The organism is Kitasatospora sp. SUK 42 (assembly GCF_015776785.2).
Classification (GTDB): domain Bacteria; phylum Actinomycetota; class Actinomycetes; order Streptomycetales; family Streptomycetaceae; genus Kitasatospora.
Genome location: NZ_LFMD02000003.1, coordinates 382,255 through 397,787 on the forward strand (window position 1 = coordinate 382,255; position 15,533 = coordinate 397,787).

Here is a 15,533-nt window from a genome sequence, read left to right on the forward strand (position 1 = left end):
CATGACCACCACCAGCCACGAAGCCACCGCCACCTCCCTGCTGCGCTTCGCCACCGCCGGCTCCGTCGACGACGGCAAGTCCACCCTCGTCGGCCGCCTCCTGCACGACTCCAAGTCGGTGCTCGCCGACCAGCTGGAGGCCGTCGAGCACGCGTCCCGCAACCGGGGCCAGGAGGCGCCCGACCTCGCGCTGCTCACCGACGGCCTGCGGGCCGAGCGCGAGCAGGGCATCACCATCGACGTCGCCTACCGCTACTTCGCCACCCCCCGGCGCCGGTTCATCCTCGCCGACACCCCCGGCCACGTGCAGTACACGCGCAACATGGTCACCGGCGCCTCCACCGCGGAGCTCGCCGTCGTCCTGGTCGACGCCCGCAACGGCGTGGTCGAGCAGACCCGCCGCCACGCCGCCGTCGCCGCCCTGCTGCGCGTGCCGCACGTGGTGCTGGCCGTCAACAAGATGGACCTGGTCGACTACGCCGAACCGGTGTTCGCCGCCATCGCCGCCGAGTTCACCGCCTACGCGGCCTCGCTCGGCGTCGAGGACGTCCTGGCGGTCCCGATCTCGGCCCTCGCCGGGGACAACGTCGTCGAGCCCTCCGCCCACATGGACTGGTACGGCGGCCCGACGCTGCTGGAGCACCTGGAGACCGTCCCGGTCGGCAGCGACCCGAGCTCCGAGCCGGCCCGCTTCCCGGTGCAGTACGTGATCCGCCCGCAGACCGAGGAGCACCCCGACTACCGCGGCTACGCGGGCCAGCTGGCCTCCGGCGTGCTGCGGGTCGGCGACACCGTCACCGTCCTGCCGTCCGGCCACACCACCACCATCGCCGGGATCGACGCGCTGGGCCGCGAGACCGATCTCGCCTGGGCCCCGCAGTCCGTGACCGTCCGCCTCGCCGACGACCTCGACATCTCCCGCGGCGACCTCATCGCCGCCGGGGCGGCCCCCGCCCCGACCAAGGACATCGAGGCCACCGTCAGCCACCTCAACGAGCGGCCGCTGCGCGCCGGCGACAAGGTGCTGCTCAAGCACACCACCCGCACCGTGCGGGCGCTGGTCAAGGAGATCTCCTACCGCATCGACATCGACAGCCTCGAACAGCGCAGCGGCGCCGAGGGGTTGAACGTCAACGACATCGGCCACGTGCGCCTGCGCACCGCCGAGCCGCTGGCCCTCGACGCCTACCACGACAACCGCCGCACCGGATCGTTCCTGCTGATCGACCCGGCGGACGGCACCACCCTCACCGCCGGCATGGCGGGCGAGGCCTTCGAGACCGTACGCACCACCGACGCACCCGACGCATCCGAAGAGGAGGACTGGGTCTGATGCCCAGCGAGGCGTTCTCGGGCATGGACAAGGAAGGCGGCCGCATCGGCAGCGGCGTCCTCGGCAGCGGCCAGGGCGGCCTGACCCGATGTGTGGGCCGACAGGGCTGATCCCGCCCTGTCACCGGGCCGCTCCCCACGGCAGCCCGGCTTGCCCCGGCGCCCGACCGCCGCGAGCACCACCTTCCCGACCGTCCGCCCGGGACCGCCTCCTGACGGTCCGTCCGCGAACAGGACTCACCATGGCACCGAACCTGGCACCCTCCCATACCTTCTCCCGCCCCAACGCCGGTCGGATCAGACGCCACGCGGCCGCCGCCGTCGCCGGCCTGACCGCCGTGGCGCTGCTGTCGGCCTGCGGCTACGGCTCCAAGGCGGACGACAAGTCCTCCGGCGGCACGCCCAACTCCACCGCCGCGGCCGGGGCTTCGGACGCCAAGCTCTCCGCCGACACCGTGAAGATCGGCTACTTCGCCAACCTGACCCACGGCACCCCGCTGGTCGGCCTCCAGGAGGGCATCCTCCAGAAGGAGCTGGGCTCCACCCAGATCAAGACCCAGGTCTTCAACGCGGGCCCGGCCGAGATCGAGGCGCTCAACGCCGGCTCCATCGACATCGGCTGGATCGGCCCCTCCCCCGCGATCAACGGCTACACCAAGTCCGACGGCAAGTCGCTGCGGATCATCGGCGGTTCCGCCTCCGGTGGGGTCAAGCTGGTGGTCAACCCGGACAAGATCTCCTCGCTGGACGACCTCAAGGGCAAGAAGATCGCCACCCCGCAGCTGGGCAACACCCAGGACGTGGCACTGCTCAACTACCTGGCGGGCAAGGGCTACAAGGTCGACGCGGCCTCCGGCGCGGGCGACGTGTCCGTGGTGCGCACCGACAACAAGGTCACCCCGGACGCGTACCGGCAGGGCTCGATAGACGGCGCCTGGGTGCCCGAGCCGACCGCCTCCAAGCTGGTCACCCTCGGTGCGAAGGTCCTGCTCAACGAGAAGGACGTCTGGCCCGACAAGAAGTTCGTGATCACCAACATCATCGTCTCCCAGAAGTTCCTCAAGGAGCACCCGGACGTGGTGGAGGCCGTGCTGCGCGGCTCGGTGAACGCCAACGCCTTCATCAAGGCGAACCCGGACAAGGCCAAAACCGACGCCAACGAGGCGATCAAGAAGGAGCTCGGCAACGCGCTGGAGCCGGCCGTCCTCGACCCGGCCTGGGCCGACATCGACTTCCTGGACGACCCGCTGGCGAACACCCTGCAGGCCGAGGCCGACCACGCCGTGACCGCCGGGCTCCTCAAGAAGCCCAACCTGGACGGCATCTACGACCTCACCCTGCTGAACAAGGTCCTCGCCGCCAAGGGCCAGGCCGCCGTCGCGGACGCCGGGCTCGGCGTCAAGTAGCGCCCGCGGCGGCGCCGTTCGCCGCGGCGCCGTTCGCCCCCCGACCCCGAGGTCCGGCCCCGCCCGCCCGGTCGATCCCCGATCGATGCCCACCGGGGTGGGCGGGGCCCGGACCACGGCCCCGATCCCGCAGCCCTCTCCCTCCCCCCTCCCTGCCCGCCGACGGGCGGAGGAGGAGCCCACGACCACTCACGCAGGAGGTGCCCTGATGACCTCGGCACTGACCACCTCGGCGGACGCGCCCGGCGCCGACGCCCCCGGCGGCGCGCCCGCCGTCCGGATCTCGCACGTGCACAAGTCCTTCGGCCGCCCGGGCGCCCAGACCCACGTGCTGGACGACATCACCCTCGACGTCGCACCCGGCGAGTTCGTCACCCTGCTCGGCGCCTCGGGCTGCGGCAAGTCCACCCTGCTCAACCTGGTCGCCGACCTCGACCAGCCCACCCGCGGCACGATCGAGGTGACCGGCGGCCGCCCCGCCCTGATGTTCCAGGAGCACGCGCTGTTCCCCTGGCTCACCGCCGGGAAGAACATCGAGCTCGCCCTCAAGCTGGCCGGCGTGCCGCGCCCCGAGCGCCGCGCCGAGGCCGAGCGCCTCCTCGAACTCGTCCGCCTGGACGGCGCGTACGGCAAGCGGGTGCACGAGCTGTCCGGCGGCATGCGCCAGCGCGTGGCGATGGCCCGCGCGCTCGCCCAGGGCAGCAAGGTGCTGCTGATGGACGAGCCGTTCGCGGCGCTCGACGCCATCACCCGCGACGTGCTGCACGACGAGATCACCCGGATCTGGGCCGAGCGGAAGCTGTCCGTCCTGTTCGTCACCCACAACGTGCGCGAGGCGGTGCGCCTGGCGCAGCGCGTCGTGCTGCTCTCCTCCCGGCCCGGCCGGGTCGCCCGCGAGTGGCGGATCGACCTGCCGCAGCCGCGCCGCATCGAGTCCGCGGGCGTGGCCGACCTGTCCATCGAGATCACCGAAGAACTGCGTGGGGAGATCCGTCGCCATGGCCAGCACTGACACCACCCCCGTCCTGGACCAGGACGACGAGGCCGCGCGGGGCGCGAACGACACCGACACCGCCGGCGTCGGCGCCGGCCTGGACGCCCTCGACTCGGTCGCCGCGCAGCGCAGTTCGCTCGGCGAGGTGCTGCGCGGCAAGGCGCTGCCGCCGCTGATCGGCGTGCTGGTGGTGCTCGCGCTGTGGCAGGCCGCGTACAGCCTGCACCTCACCTCCTCGTACAAGCTGCCCAGTCCGGCGGACGTGTGGCACTCCGCGCAGGACCTCTGGTACCAGGGCACGCTGTTCTCGATCGTCTGGACCAGCGTCTGGCGCGGCCTGTCCGGCTTCCTCCTCGCCGTCGTCATCGGCACCCCGATCGGCCTGCTGGTCGCCCGCATCCGGCCGGTGCGCACCGCGATCGGGCCGGTGCTCCAGGGCCTCCAGTCGCTGCCGTCGGTCGCCTGGGTGCCGGCCGCGGTGATCTGGCTGGGCATCAACGACTCGATGATGTACGCGGTGATCCTGCTGGGCGCCGTCCCGTCCATCGCCAACGGGCTGGTGGCCGGCATCGACCAGGTGCCGCCGCTGTTCCTGCGGGCCGGGCGCACCATCGGCGCCACCGGCCTGACCGGGGCCCGGCACATCCTCATCCCGGCCGCGCTGCCCGGCTACCTGGCCGGGCTCAAGCAGGGCTGGGCGTTCTCCTGGCGCTCGCTGATGGCCGCCGAGCTGGTCGCCTCCTCCCCCGACCTCGGGCGGGGCCTGGGCCGCTTCCTGGAGGACCAGCGCGAGCTCTCCGACATGTCCGGGGTGCTGCTCGGCATCGTCCTCATCCTGTTCGTCGGCATCGCCATCGAACTGCTGGTCTTCACCCCGGTCGAGCGCCGGGTGCTGCGCAACCGCGGCCTGCTGGCCGCCACCAAGTGAGGCACCGATGACGACGCCCGCCCTCCTGCTGATCGCGCACGGCAGCCGCGACCCGCGCCACGCGGCGGCGGTGGCCGCGCTCGTGCGGGAGGTGCGGGCGCGGCGGCCCGGGCTGGAGGTGGCCACCGCGTACCTGGACCACTGCGCGCCGCGGATCCCCCAGGTGGTGGGGCGACTGGCGGAGGCGGTGGCGGTGCCGCTGCTGCTGAACCGGGCCTTCCACGCCAAGCACGACATCCCGGCCGCCCTGCGCGCGGCGGGTTCCCGGCTGCCGGTGGCGGACGTGCTCGGCCCCTCCCCCCTGCTGCTCACCGCCCTGGACCGCCGCCTCGCCGAGGCCGGCCTGGCGGTCGGCTCGCCCGCCGTCCGGGCCCGTACGGGCGTGGTGCTGGCGGCGGCGGGCTCCTCCGATCCGGCCGCCGACGCGGCGACCCGCGCGGTGGCCGCCGAGTGGCGCCGCACCCGCGGCTGGGCCGCCGTCGAGGTGGCCTACGCCTCCGCCGCCGGCCCGCGCGTCCCGGACGCCCTCGCCGCCCTGCGCGCGGCCGGCGCCGAGCGCACGGCCGTCGCCCCGTACCTGCTGGCCCCGGGCCTCCTCCCGGACCGCATCGCGGAGGCGGCCGCCGGAGCGGACGTGCTCGCCGGCGTCCTCGGCCCGGCCCCCGAGGTGGCGGCCCTGCTGCTGGAGCGCTACGACGCGGCCCGCACCGCCGCCCCGAGCCTCGCCGCCTGAGCCGTCACGAGGCCTTGCGGTGCTGGTACTCGGCCACCGCGGCGGTGATCACGCTGAGCGGCACCGGCTCGTCCACATTGGCGACGGCGCCCTCGATCCACTCCCGCATGATGGCGGTCGGCTTCAGCCCCCGCTCCCGCGCCCGGCGCCGCACCTCGTCCATCACCGGCTTGGGCAGCCGCAGCGAGGTGGTGATCATCACCGACTCCGCCGCCACCGGTTCAGCCGGCTCGGCGCTCATGATCTCGTCCTCGGTCAGCTCGTGCGTCTCGTCGTACTCGGCGACCGCTTCGAGGTCCGCACCGCCGTCAGCCATCCGCGCCCCTCCACCCGTCACCGCTCTGCGGCGACAGTCTGACACCGACCCCGCTCACGGAGCCGGCCCCTTCCACCCGTCCGGATGACGGCGCGCGGAAGCGCCGATGGCGCGCGCGGCCGGGGCCGTGCGCGCCATCGGGCTGCTGGAACGGGTCAGTCGGCCTTGCGGCGCTGGCGGCCGGTCCCGTAGTTGGAGCCGGACTTGGAGCCGGTGCCGGGCCGGGCGCGGCCCGAGGAGCGGCCGATGAAGCCGGCGGCCTGCGGGCGCTCGCCCTGGGCGCCCGCGGCGCCGAGGCGCTGCTTGGGGCGCGGGCGGCGCGGGTTGCCGTTCATGTCGACGTCGGCGGGCAGTCCGGAGCGCTTGCCGGGGCGGCGGCGCGGGGCGCCGGCCTTGGCCTCGGCGGGCTTGTCCGCGACGGCGGTCTGCGCGGCCGGGACGACCGGCACCACGGGCACGCCGCTGGGGGTGCGGGCGCCGGTGATCCGGGCCAGGTCGGCGTCGCCGGGGCGGATCTTGGTGACGGTGGGGCGGATCCCGGCGACCGTCATCAGCCGGTTGACCTCGCGGCGCTGCTCGGGCAGCACGAGGGTGACGACGGTGCCGGACTCGCCGGCCCGGGCGGTGCGGCCGCCGCGGTGCAGGTAGTCCTTGTGGTCGACCGGCGGGTCGACGTTGACGACCAGGTCGAGGCCGTCGATGTGGATGCCGCGGGCGGCCACGTTGGTGGCGATCAGCGCGGTGACCTCGCCGTCGCGGAACTGGTCGAGGACGCGGTTGCGCTGCGGCTGGGACTTGCCGCCGTGCAGGGCGGCGGCCATGACGCCGTTGGCGCGCAGCTGCTTGGCGAGCCGGTCGGCGCCGTGCTTGGTGTGCACGAACATGATCACGCGCCCGTCGCGGGAGGCGATGTGGGCGGTGGCGGAGGCCTTGTCGGCGGGCTCCAGCTGGAGGACGTGGTGGTCCATGGTGGTGACCGCGCCGGCCGAGGGGTCGACGGAGTGGGTCACCGGGTCGCTCAGGAAGCGCTTGACCAGCCGGTCGACGTTGCGGTCCAGGGTGGCGGAGAACAGCATCCGCTGCCCGCCCTCGGCGACCTGCTCCAGCAGCTTGCTGACCTGCGGCAGGAAGCCCATGTCGGCCATCTGGTCGGCCTCGTCCAGAACGGTGATCGCGACGTCGGAGAGGTTGACGTCGCCTCGCCCGATCAGGTCGTCGAGCCGGCCCGGGGTGGCGACCAGGACCTCGGTGCCACGGCGCACGGCGTTGGCCTGCCGGCTGATCCCCATGCCGCCGACGACGGTGGTGATCCGCAGGTTGACGGAGGTGGCGTACGGGGTGAGCGCCTCGGTGACCTGCTGGGCCAGCTCGCGGGTGGGCACCAGGACGAGGGCCAGCGGGTGCCGGGCGGCGGCGCGGCGCCCCGCGGTGCGGGCGAGCAGCGGCAGGCCGAAGGCCAGGGTCTTGCCGGAGCCGGTGCGACCGCGGCCGAGCACGTCGCGGCCGGCGATCGAGTCGGGGAGGGTGGCGGCCTGGATCGGGAACGGCTCGGTGACGCCCTCGCGGGTGAGCGCGCTGAGGATCGCCTTGGGCAGTTCGAGCTCGGCGAAGGTGGCCGCCGGGGGCCGGGCCGGGGTGCCCTCGACGACGGTGAAGTCGGCGGGCTCGGGCGCGGCGGTGCGGGCGTTCTTCGGGGTGCCGGTGCGGCCGCGCGGCTTGCGCGGGCGATCGGCGCCCTCCCCGCTGCGGCGGGGGCGGCCGGTGCGGGCCTGGTCGCCGGTGCGGGCCTGGTCGGCGCCGCGGCCCTGGTCGGCTCCGCGGTTCTGGCCGGTGGTGCGGGTGCCGCGGTCGCGCGGCGGGCGGGCAGGGGTGGTCACGGGGTCTCCGTCCGTCGGTCGGTGGCCCGCGGTCGCGGGCCCGTCGGCCGTCGTCTGGGAGTGCGCCGCCCCGGCCGTACGGCGGCATGGGCGGGGGCCCGCACCGTTGTCCGGTGCGGGCCCCCGCTTCACAGGATCACGGGATCAGGAGATCACGGGATCACGTGTCAGCGTGAAGGCTGACGTCAGGCGATGACCTGGATGTTCTCGCCCTGCGGGCCCTTCTGGCCCTGGGTGACGTCGAACTCCACGCGCTGGCCCTCGACGAGCTCACGGAAGCCGTTGGCCTGGATGTTCGAGTAGTGGGCGAAGACGTCCGGGCCGCCGCCGTCCTGCTCGATGAAGCCGAAGCCCTTTTCGCTGTTGAACCACTTCACGGTGCCGGTAGCCATAACCGTCTCCTCTAATTGGGGCATCAGGGATTCACACCTCGTGAATCCCCAAGTAGCCGCGATCCCCATCCGGAGACTGAAACACCGGACAAAACAAATGCGCCTGTCGGTTGAGACCAGCAGGCGCACACATACGTTCATGGGAACCAAAACTGCAACTGAGTCGACTGTAGCACGGCGACACCCCGATTGACCGGGGGCTTTTCTGCCCGACAGATCACGTTTGCCGCCTCCGGGAAGGGGGCAGCGGCGCCCCGCCGGAGCGGGGCGCCGCCTGTCGTTCAGCCGTGGTTCAGGCCGTGATCAGCGACGACCGGCCGGCTCCGGCACGCCGTGCGCGTCGGCCAGCGGGGCCGGGCCCTCGCCGGGGCCCCTGCTGTCGCCGTGGCCGGGCCACCAGGCGCGGTGGCCGAGCAGGGCGGTGAGCGCCGGGGTGAAGAACATCGACATCACGAAGGCCGCGATGAGGATGCCGATGGCGATCGAGAAGCCCATCTCGCTCATCATCGTGTTGCCGGCCAGCAGCATGGTGCCGAAGGTCGCGGCGAGGATGAAGCCGGCCGCGGCCACCGTCGGACCGCCGTGGCGGATGGCCTGGCTGGCCGCCTCGCGGGGGTCGCGGCCCTCGCGGGCCTCCTCGCGCAGTCGGGCGATCATCAGGATGTTGTAGTCGGTGCCGAGTGCGACCACGAACAGGTAGATCAGGATCGGCAGCATGAACATCAGACCGGCCTCGCCCTTGATGTTCTGGAACACCAGGGTGGTGGCGCCGAGGGTGGCGCCGAAGCCGAGGCCGACCGAGGCCATCAGGTACCAGGGGGCGACCACGCTGCGCAGCAGCAGGCCGAGGATGATCATGATCAGCACCGCGGCGATCGGGAAGACCAGGCTGTAGTCGTGGGCCATCGCCGTGTTGATGTCCTTGTACACGGAGGTGGTTCCGGCGACGAGCGCCTTGGTGCCCGCGGGCGCCTCGGCGTGGGCGACCTTGCGGACCTCGCCGATGGTGTCGATGGCCTTGTTGCTGGCCGCCTCGTCCTTCAGGACGACGGTGATGTCGGCGGTGAGCCCGTCCTTGCTGACCCCCTGCTCCGGGTGGGGCAGGGCGACGCTGGAGACGCCGTCGATCTTTCCGAGGTCGTTGACGTAGCCCTGGAGGCCGGCGAGGTTGATCTTGTTGCCGTCCTCGCTGGTCACGTAGACGTGGGCGGGGTCGGCGGCGCCGGCCGAGTAGGCCTTGACCATGGTGTCCTGGACGACCATCGACTCCTTGCCCTTCGGCATGGAGCTGCCGGCCATGTCGAAGGTGCCCTTGTAGCCGAGGGCGGCGACCGCGAGGCCGACCATCACCAGGCCGGAGAGCAGGGCGGCGACCACCGGGCGGCGGCCGACGCCGCGGCCGATCGCGGCGAAGCGGGCGTTCGAGGGCTCCCGCTGCCAGGCCTTGGAGGGCCAGAACAGGACCTTCTCGGGGATCAGGCAGAGGATCGCGGGCACCAGGGTGACCGAGGCTATCGCGGTGACGGCGACGGCGATGGCCAGGGAGGGGCCGAGCGCCTTGAACATGCCGAGGCTGGACAGGACCAGCACGGCGAAGGCGACCACGACGGCGCCGGCGGCGGAGGTGATGGCCTCGCCGACCCGGCCGACCGCGTTGGCCACGGCCTCCTTGCGGTTGTCCCCGGCCCGCAGCCGCTCGCGGTAACGGAACATCAGGAACAGGAAGTAGTCGGTGCCGACGCCGTAGAGGACCACGGTGAGGATCTGCTCCATCGAGCTGTCGGCCTTGAGCCCGAACACCTTGCTGGCGTCGGAGATCAGACCGGTGGCGACCATGGAGTAGATGACCACGGAGAGCACCGGCAGCAGCGCGATGATCGGGCTGCGGAAGATGATCCCGAGGGTGAGCAGGATGATCACGACCGTGCCGAGGCCGATCAGCATGCCGGCCGTCTTGCTGGAGTCCTTCTGGTCCAGCGAGGTCGCGGCCGGGCCGCCGACCTGGTACTTCAGGTTGGTGCCGGAGGCGAGTGCCTTGCCCTCGTCACGGAGCTTCTTCGCGGCGTCGGTGAACTCGTCCGACTGCATCTTGCTCTTGTCGATGGAGACCAGCGCCATCGCGTACTTGTGGTCCTTGGAGTAGGACCCCATCTTCTCCGAGACCGGCAGCACCTGCTCGACCAGCGGGATCTTCTTGTCGGCCAGGCCCTGGGTGACCTTGTTCATGGCGGCCGCGTCGTTCTGGTCCAGCTGGCCGCCGTCGTTGCGCTCGAAGAGCAGCAGCGCGGACGGCGAGAGGTTGGACGGGAACGCCTTCTGCTGGAGGTCCATGGCCTGGATGGACTCGTAGTGCTTGGGCAGGAAGGCGGCCTCGTCGGTGTTGGCCTTCAGCGGCGGGGCGGTCGCGATGATCGCGACGGCCGCGATCAGCCAAGCGCCGATCACCCACCAGGCGCGGCGGACGACAACGTGTCCTAGTCGGTGGAACATGCTCGTGATGCCTCCTGGGCATGGTTCACCGCAGCCCTTGGGGGACGGGACGCCGGGCGACGGCAGGACCGGCGTCGGGAAGCACTCAGCTTCCTAGCCGGTCGGCAGGTAAGTAGGTCTGGGCGTCATCGTACGAGCACCGGCTTGCCGCCCGGCAAGGAGCCCCCGTAGTCCAACCCCGTTGTGGGGCCACCCCGAACCGGCCCCGCCCTAGTGTCCCCCGGGCGCAAGCTCGATGACCTCGTGCTCCGGGTGGAGACAGCTCCCCCTCAGGGTGGAGCCCGCCCCCTACCCCCGAGGAGGAGGAATCAGGGTCGGGGGTTAGGGAAAACCCCACCCCGCCCCGAGGGGAACTCCGGCACGGGACCACCCGCCGGCCTCCTCCCCCTTCCCCCCGGTACGGCCGTGGCGACGCCGGGCCCCGCAGTGCGCGGGGCCCGGCGTCCGTGGGTCATGATGATCACCGTCCGGCATCCTCCGGACGAACACCGGCGGAACGGAGCCCAGCCATGATCCCCTTCGACGAGGGCCGCGCCCGGCTGCTGCTCGCCCACGCCTGCGAGACGGCCGGACTGCCCGGCCCCGGCGACGCCCGGCTGCTCGCGCTCGGCGAGAACGCCGTCTTCGACCTCGGCGACCCGGCCGTGGTCGCCAAGGTCGGCCGCGGCCCCGAGCTGTACGACCGGGCGCACCGCGAGCTGACCGTCGCCCACTGGATGGCCGGGCAGGGCGTCCCGGTGGTCCGCCCGTACGAGGCGGTGGCGCCCGAGCCGCAGCTGGCCCACGGGCACCCGGTCACCTTCTGGCACCGGCTCGCCCCCGCCGTCCGCCCGGCCCGCCCGGTCGACCTCGCCCCGCTGCTGCGTGCCCTGCACGCCCTGCCGCTGCCGTCCTTCCCGCTCGGCCGGCGCGACCTGCTCGCCCCCGTCGAACGCTGGCTGGCCTCCGCCGAGGGGTACGTCGACCCCGAGGACGTCGCCTTCCTCCGCCACCGCCGGGACGCCTTCGAGGCCGCCCTGCCCGACCTCACCCCGCACCTGCACCCCGGTGTGATCCACGGTGACGCGCTGCCCCGCAACGTCCACGTCGGCCCGGACGGGCCGGTGCTGCTCGACCTGGAGTTCATGGCGAACGACCTGCGCGAACACGACCTGGTGGTGCTCGCCCTCAGCCACGACCGCTACGGCGTGCCCGGCGAGGAGTACACGGCGTTCACCGAGGCGTACGGCTGGGACGTGCGCGACTGGCCCGGCTTCACGGTGCTGCGCGGGGCCCGGGAGACCGCCAGCGCCTCCTGGGTGGCGCAGCAGGCGGCCGGCAACCCGGCGGCGCTGGCGGAGTTCCGGCGCCGGGTGGCCTCGCTGCGCGAGGGGGCCACCGACGTGCGCTGGTACCCGTTCTGACGGCGCGTACCCGTTCTGACGGCGCGCCGGTACCCGTTCCGACGGCGGAGGACAAACCGGGCGGGTGTGAGAAGGCTCCCAGGGGGCTGAGCGGTCCGGCACGCAACCGGGGTATCTACGATCGGCGTCCTATCGCACAGTCATCCTGACTGAAGGATCGGCACCGTACTTCGCACCTCAGGAGCCGCCGCCATGCCCGAGACCGCCGCCCGCCGCCCCTCCCTCCCGCCGCGCACGGCCCGTGGCCGCCGCCGGCTGATCGCGGGCTGCATCGCGGCGGCCGCCGTCCTGGGCCTGTCCGCGTGCGGCACCGCCAGCGGGGCGCTGCAACCGCCGACCGCCGGCGCGCAGTCCCCGATATCCGGGGCGGCCCAGCCGCCGCAACCGGACGGCACGGCGGCCGGCACCATCGCGCCCACCCCCGGCTCGGACGCCGCGAACGGCACCGGCCCGGCGGCGCCGCCGGTCACGCCGAGGCCGCACAGCCCGAAGCCGTCCTCCGGCAGCCCCTCCACGGGCGGCGCGCCGAGCGCGGAGGGCACCCCGACCACGCCCGGCCCCGTGAGCGCCACCCCGGGCGCCCCGGCCACCACCCCCGCCGCGCCGCCCGGGCACACCGGGCCGGGCAGGGTGATCGGCTCCACCGCCTCCGGCGGCCACACCGTCGCGCTCACCTTCGACGACGGCCCCGGCCCGGCCACCGGTCAGATCCTCGACCTGCTCGCCCAGTACGACGCGAAGGCCACCTTCTGTCAGATCGGCCAGAACGCCGCCGCCAACCCGGCCATGGTCAAGCGCGTCATCGCCGCCGGGCACCGACTCTGCGACCACAGCGTCCACCACCCGCAGCCGTTCGCGAAGCTCCCGCACGACAAGGCGGTGTACGAGATCACCGCCGCCCACGACATGATCGTCCAGGCCGGCGGGCCCGGCACCCGGGTCGACTGGTTCCGCGCCCCGGGCGGCGGCTTCAACGCCGACAACGAGCACATCACCGCGGGCCTCGGCATGTCCTCCCTCGGCTGGTCCGTCGACCCGCGCGACTGGTCCCGCCCCGGGGTGCCCGCGATCGTCTCCGCCGTGCAGCACCAGCTCAAGCCCGGCGGCGTGATCCTGATGCACGACGGCGGCGGCGACCGCAGCCAGACCGTGGCCGCGCTCAAGCAGCTGCTGCCCTGGCTGGTCGCGCAGGGCTACACCTTCGACTTCCCGGCGTCGTAAGGCGTCTCCTCCCGCGCGTCCCGTCCTACGCGTCCTGTCCTGCGCGTCCCGTCCTACGCGTCCTGTCCTACGTGTCCTGTCGGCGGGCGAGCCTGAGCCGGTAGACCTGCCGGGAGCCGCCCTCCGGTCCGGGTGCGGCGGGCTCGGCCGGGGTGAAGCCCAGCCGTTCGTAGAACACCCGGGCGCCGCTGGTCCGCGCCCCGGGGTGGTCCGGGCCGAAGGTCACCACCTCGACGGTGGCCGGGGCCCGGACGTGACGGCGCAGCACGTCCTCGACCAGCGCCCGGCCGAGGCCGGTGCCGCGGGCGCGCTCGGCGACCACCAGCCAGTGCAGGTGGTGCAGCGGGGGCTCGGCGTCGTCGGTGCCGAACAGCAGGCCGCCGAGCAGCCCCCGGCCGTCCTCGGCGACGGTGGCCCGGCCCTCCTCGATGCTCCGGCCGACGGCCCGGTGGAAGCCGGGCTCGGCCACCATCGGGCCGAACCAGTGCTCGACCTCGGCCGCGAGGGCGAGGAAGCCGGGCAGGTCGCCGGGGCGGGCCGGGCGTACGGTCGCGGTCACCCGGTGGCTCTGGAGGGCCAGCGCGGGTCGACCACGGCCTGCGGGTCCTTGCCGCGGCGCAGCCAGGCCTGCAAGCCCTCGGCCCACTGCCGGTACCAGTCGACCTGCCGCCGGTGCAGTTCGGCCGGCGCGACCTCCCCCACCTCGGCCGGGTAGCGCCCGGCCAGGGCGACGGCGACCCGCACGGCGGCCAGCGCGTCGCTGCCGGCCTCGTGCGCGTCGGTGAGCTCCACCCCGTACACCTCGCAGACCCGCTGCAGGGTGCGCGAGCCCTTGCGGTACTTGTCCACGGCCCGGTCGATGACCAGCGCGTCCAGCACCGGCCCGACCGGTCCGCCGAGGCGCTCCGCGAGCGTCGCCAGGCCGTACCGGCGCAGTTCCGCGTCCAGCAGCGACAGGTCGAACGGCGCGTTGAACGCCACCACCGGCCGCCCGGCCGCGATCCGCTCGCAGAGCGCGGCGGCTATCTCCTCGACCGCCTCCGCGGCCGGCCGCCCCTTGCCGCGCGCGACCTCGTCCCCGATCCCGTGGATCGCCTCCGCCTCCGCGGGAATCGGCACCCCGGGGTCGAGCAGCCAGTGCGCGGCCTCCACCCGGGCGGCCCCGACCGTGTCCACGAGCGCGGCCGTGACGATGCGGTCCACGGCCGGGTCGGTGCCCGTGGTCTCCAGGTCGAAGCCGACCAGTGGCTGCTGCCACCAGCTCATCAGGTGTGTCCTTCCGTCCGACTGTGCGAATCAGCCCCTATCATCACCCGCCCCACCGACAACCCGTCCGACAGGGCCGCCGATCCCGGCCCCGGCGGCCCTAGGCTGTTCCTCGGACCTACCGAAGGAGACGGCCATGAGCACCGCCCCGAACCTGCCCGTGCCCCCTCGCCGGCCCGACGAGTCCCACCCGCTCCGGACCATCAGAGAGATCCGCGGATCGCTGCCCGAGGACCAGGTCAGGCACTTCGACGCCGAACTCGCCGACACCGACATCGACGCGCTGCCGGAGATGCTGCACCGCTGGGCAACGCTGGGAACGGACGGCTTCCTGGACTTCCTCCTGACAACGCCCTTCGAAGGGCTGGAGTTCGGGGCGCGTTCCTACGATGGCGAGGAAGACCCCGAGTGACCTGTCTGCTGGACACGAACGTGGTCGCCGAGCTCACCACGCGGCCGAAGCCGGCCCCCGCCGTCATCGAATGGGCTCGATCCGTCCCGGCGCCCAGGCACTTCCTCAGTGTCATCACCGTCGCGGAGATCGAGGCAGGCGTCGAAGCCACCTCCGATCCGCTGCGCCGGGCCGCACTCGAACACGTCCTCAATGGTATTCGCGCGGAGTACCAGGGGCGGATCGCCGTGATCGGCGAACAGGAAGCCGCCGCCTACCTCGCTGTTCACCATCGGCTCAAGAGCTCCGGCACCAGCATCGATCCGCCCGACGCGCTGATCGCGGCCACGGCCATCGCAAACGGTTGGACGCTCGTCAGCCGCAACGTCAAGCACTTGGCGCGGACAGGTGCTGCCGTCCTGAACCCCTGGGAGTACTGACAGCCCACCACACCCTCCGCCCCCGGTCACCGATCGCGTCACCGGGTGGTGGGCGTGTAAGCGATCTCGTGTAAGTGCCGTGGGATTATTGGATGCTGAGCCGGTCCTCGAAGAAGAGTGAGAACTGGTTCAGTGCCTCCTTCCAGTGTGCGGCGACGTGGTTGATGTCGCGTGCCCTGGGGGTGATCTGCTCCCGGACGGCGAGGTAGAGGACCTTCAACGCGGCTTGCTCGGAGGGGAAGTGGCCGCGGTTGCGGGTGGCCTTCCGCAGGCGGGAGTTGATCGACTCGACCATGTTCGTGGAGTAGACGACCGTCCTTATCGCGGGCGGGAACGCGAGGTAG

At 73.0% G+C, this 15,533-nt stretch carries 16 protein-coding genes; 9 read left to right on the top strand and 7 right to left on the bottom strand.

Going from position 1 to position 15,533, the window contains the following annotated elements:
- The first annotated feature begins 1 nt into the window (after position 1).
- From RZ50_RS11375 to RZ50_RS11400, 5 genes are all read left to right on the top strand, one after another.
- Complete coding sequence (locus tag RZ50_RS11375; protein ID WP_196949908.1) at positions 2 to 1,333, top strand: sulfate adenylyltransferase subunit 1; 1,332 nt, start codon at positions 2 to 4, stop codon at positions 1,331 to 1,333.
- Between the two features lie 241 nt (positions 1,334 to 1,574).
- On the top strand, positions 1,575 to 2,738 hold the full coding sequence (locus RZ50_RS11385; RefSeq protein WP_196949909.1) for an aliphatic sulfonate ABC transporter substrate-binding protein: 1,164 nt from the start codon (positions 1,575 to 1,577) through the stop codon (positions 2,736 to 2,738).
- Positions 2,739 to 2,946: 208 nt separating this feature from the next.
- Entirely contained in the window at positions 2,947 to 3,750 is an 804-nt protein-coding gene (locus RZ50_RS11390) for an ABC transporter ATP-binding protein (protein WP_196949910.1), read from the top strand.
- Complete coding sequence (locus RZ50_RS11395) at positions 3,737 to 4,660, top strand: ABC transporter permease (protein WP_196949911.1); 924 nt, start codon at positions 3,737 to 3,739, stop codon at positions 4,658 to 4,660. Before RZ50_RS11390 ends, RZ50_RS11395 begins: the two co-directional genes overlap by 14 nt.
- 7 nt (positions 4,661 to 4,667) lie before the next feature.
- Positions 4,668 to 5,393 carry a sirohydrochlorin chelatase gene (locus RZ50_RS11400; RefSeq protein ID WP_217680501.1) on the top strand — a complete coding sequence of 242 codons (726 nt, stop codon included), beginning with the start codon at positions 4,668 to 4,670 and terminating at the stop codon, positions 5,391 to 5,393.
- Between the two features lie 4 nt (positions 5,394 to 5,397).
- Here RZ50_RS11400 and RZ50_RS11405 read toward each other — a convergent pair whose 3' ends face one another.
- The 4 genes from RZ50_RS11405 to RZ50_RS11420 form a co-directional block, all read right to left on the bottom strand.
- Positions 5,398 to 5,709: a hypothetical protein gene (locus RZ50_RS11405; protein WP_196949045.1), complete on the bottom strand. Its 312-nt coding sequence runs from the start codon at positions 5,707 to 5,709 to the stop codon at positions 5,398 to 5,400.
- A 155-nt stretch (positions 5,710 to 5,864) separates the two neighbouring features.
- The gene (locus RZ50_RS11410) at positions 5,865 to 7,586 is read right to left on the bottom strand and encodes a DEAD/DEAH box helicase (RefSeq protein ID WP_196949044.1); all 1,722 of its coding nucleotides are present in this window, start codon (positions 7,584 to 7,586) and stop codon (positions 5,865 to 5,867) included.
- Between the two features lie 185 nt (positions 7,587 to 7,771).
- Positions 7,772 to 7,978: a cold-shock protein gene (locus RZ50_RS11415; protein ID WP_196949043.1), complete on the bottom strand. Its 207-nt coding sequence runs from the start codon at positions 7,976 to 7,978 to the stop codon at positions 7,772 to 7,774.
- Between the two features lie 303 nt (positions 7,979 to 8,281).
- Entirely contained in the window at positions 8,282 to 10,468 is a 2,187-nt protein-coding gene (locus RZ50_RS11420; RefSeq protein ID WP_196949042.1) for an MMPL family transporter, read from the bottom strand.
- A 509-nt stretch (positions 10,469 to 10,977) separates the two neighbouring features.
- On the opposite strand from RZ50_RS11420, the gene RZ50_RS11425 reads away from it, so the two are divergent.
- Positions 10,978 to 11,871 carry a phosphotransferase enzyme family protein gene (locus RZ50_RS11425; RefSeq protein ID WP_196949041.1) on the top strand — a complete coding sequence of 298 codons (894 nt, stop codon included), beginning with the start codon at positions 10,978 to 10,980 and terminating at the stop codon, positions 11,869 to 11,871.
- Positions 11,872 to 12,063: 192 nt separating this feature from the next.
- Positions 12,064 to 13,092, top strand: a complete 1,029-nt coding sequence (locus RZ50_RS11430; RefSeq protein ID WP_196949040.1) for a polysaccharide deacetylase family protein — start codon at positions 12,064 to 12,066, stop codon at positions 13,090 to 13,092.
- A gap of 67 nt (positions 13,093 to 13,159) precedes the next feature.
- Here RZ50_RS11430 and RZ50_RS11435 read toward each other — a convergent pair whose 3' ends face one another.
- A complete protein-coding gene (locus tag RZ50_RS11435) occupies positions 13,160 to 13,651 on the bottom strand; it encodes a GNAT family N-acetyltransferase (RefSeq protein ID WP_308271590.1) in 492 nt (163 codons plus the stop codon).
- Positions 13,648 to 14,358, bottom strand: a complete 711-nt coding sequence (locus RZ50_RS11440; protein ID WP_196949039.1) for an exonuclease domain-containing protein — start codon at positions 14,356 to 14,358, stop codon at positions 13,648 to 13,650. The genes RZ50_RS11435 and RZ50_RS11440 overlap by 4 nt, the downstream gene beginning before the upstream one ends.
- A 136-nt stretch (positions 14,359 to 14,494) precedes the next feature.
- Here RZ50_RS11440 and RZ50_RS11445 point away from each other — a divergent pair, with 136 nt between their 5' ends.
- Positions 14,495 to 14,770, top strand: coding sequence for a hypothetical protein (locus RZ50_RS11445; RefSeq protein WP_196949038.1), 276 nt, complete (start codon positions 14,495 to 14,497; stop codon positions 14,768 to 14,770).
- Positions 14,767 to 15,189 (top strand): type II toxin-antitoxin system VapC family toxin, encoded by a 423-nt coding sequence (locus RZ50_RS11450; protein WP_196949037.1) that lies wholly within the window; start codon positions 14,767 to 14,769, stop codon positions 15,187 to 15,189. The genes RZ50_RS11445 and RZ50_RS11450 overlap by 4 nt, the downstream gene beginning before the upstream one ends.
- Positions 15,190 to 15,274: 85 nt before the next feature.
- On the opposite strand, the gene RZ50_RS11455 is transcribed toward RZ50_RS11450, so the two are convergent.
- Positions 15,275 to 15,533, bottom strand: a 259-nt coding sequence (locus tag RZ50_RS11455; protein WP_217680503.1) for a transposase, incomplete at its 5' end; no start/stop codon positions are given.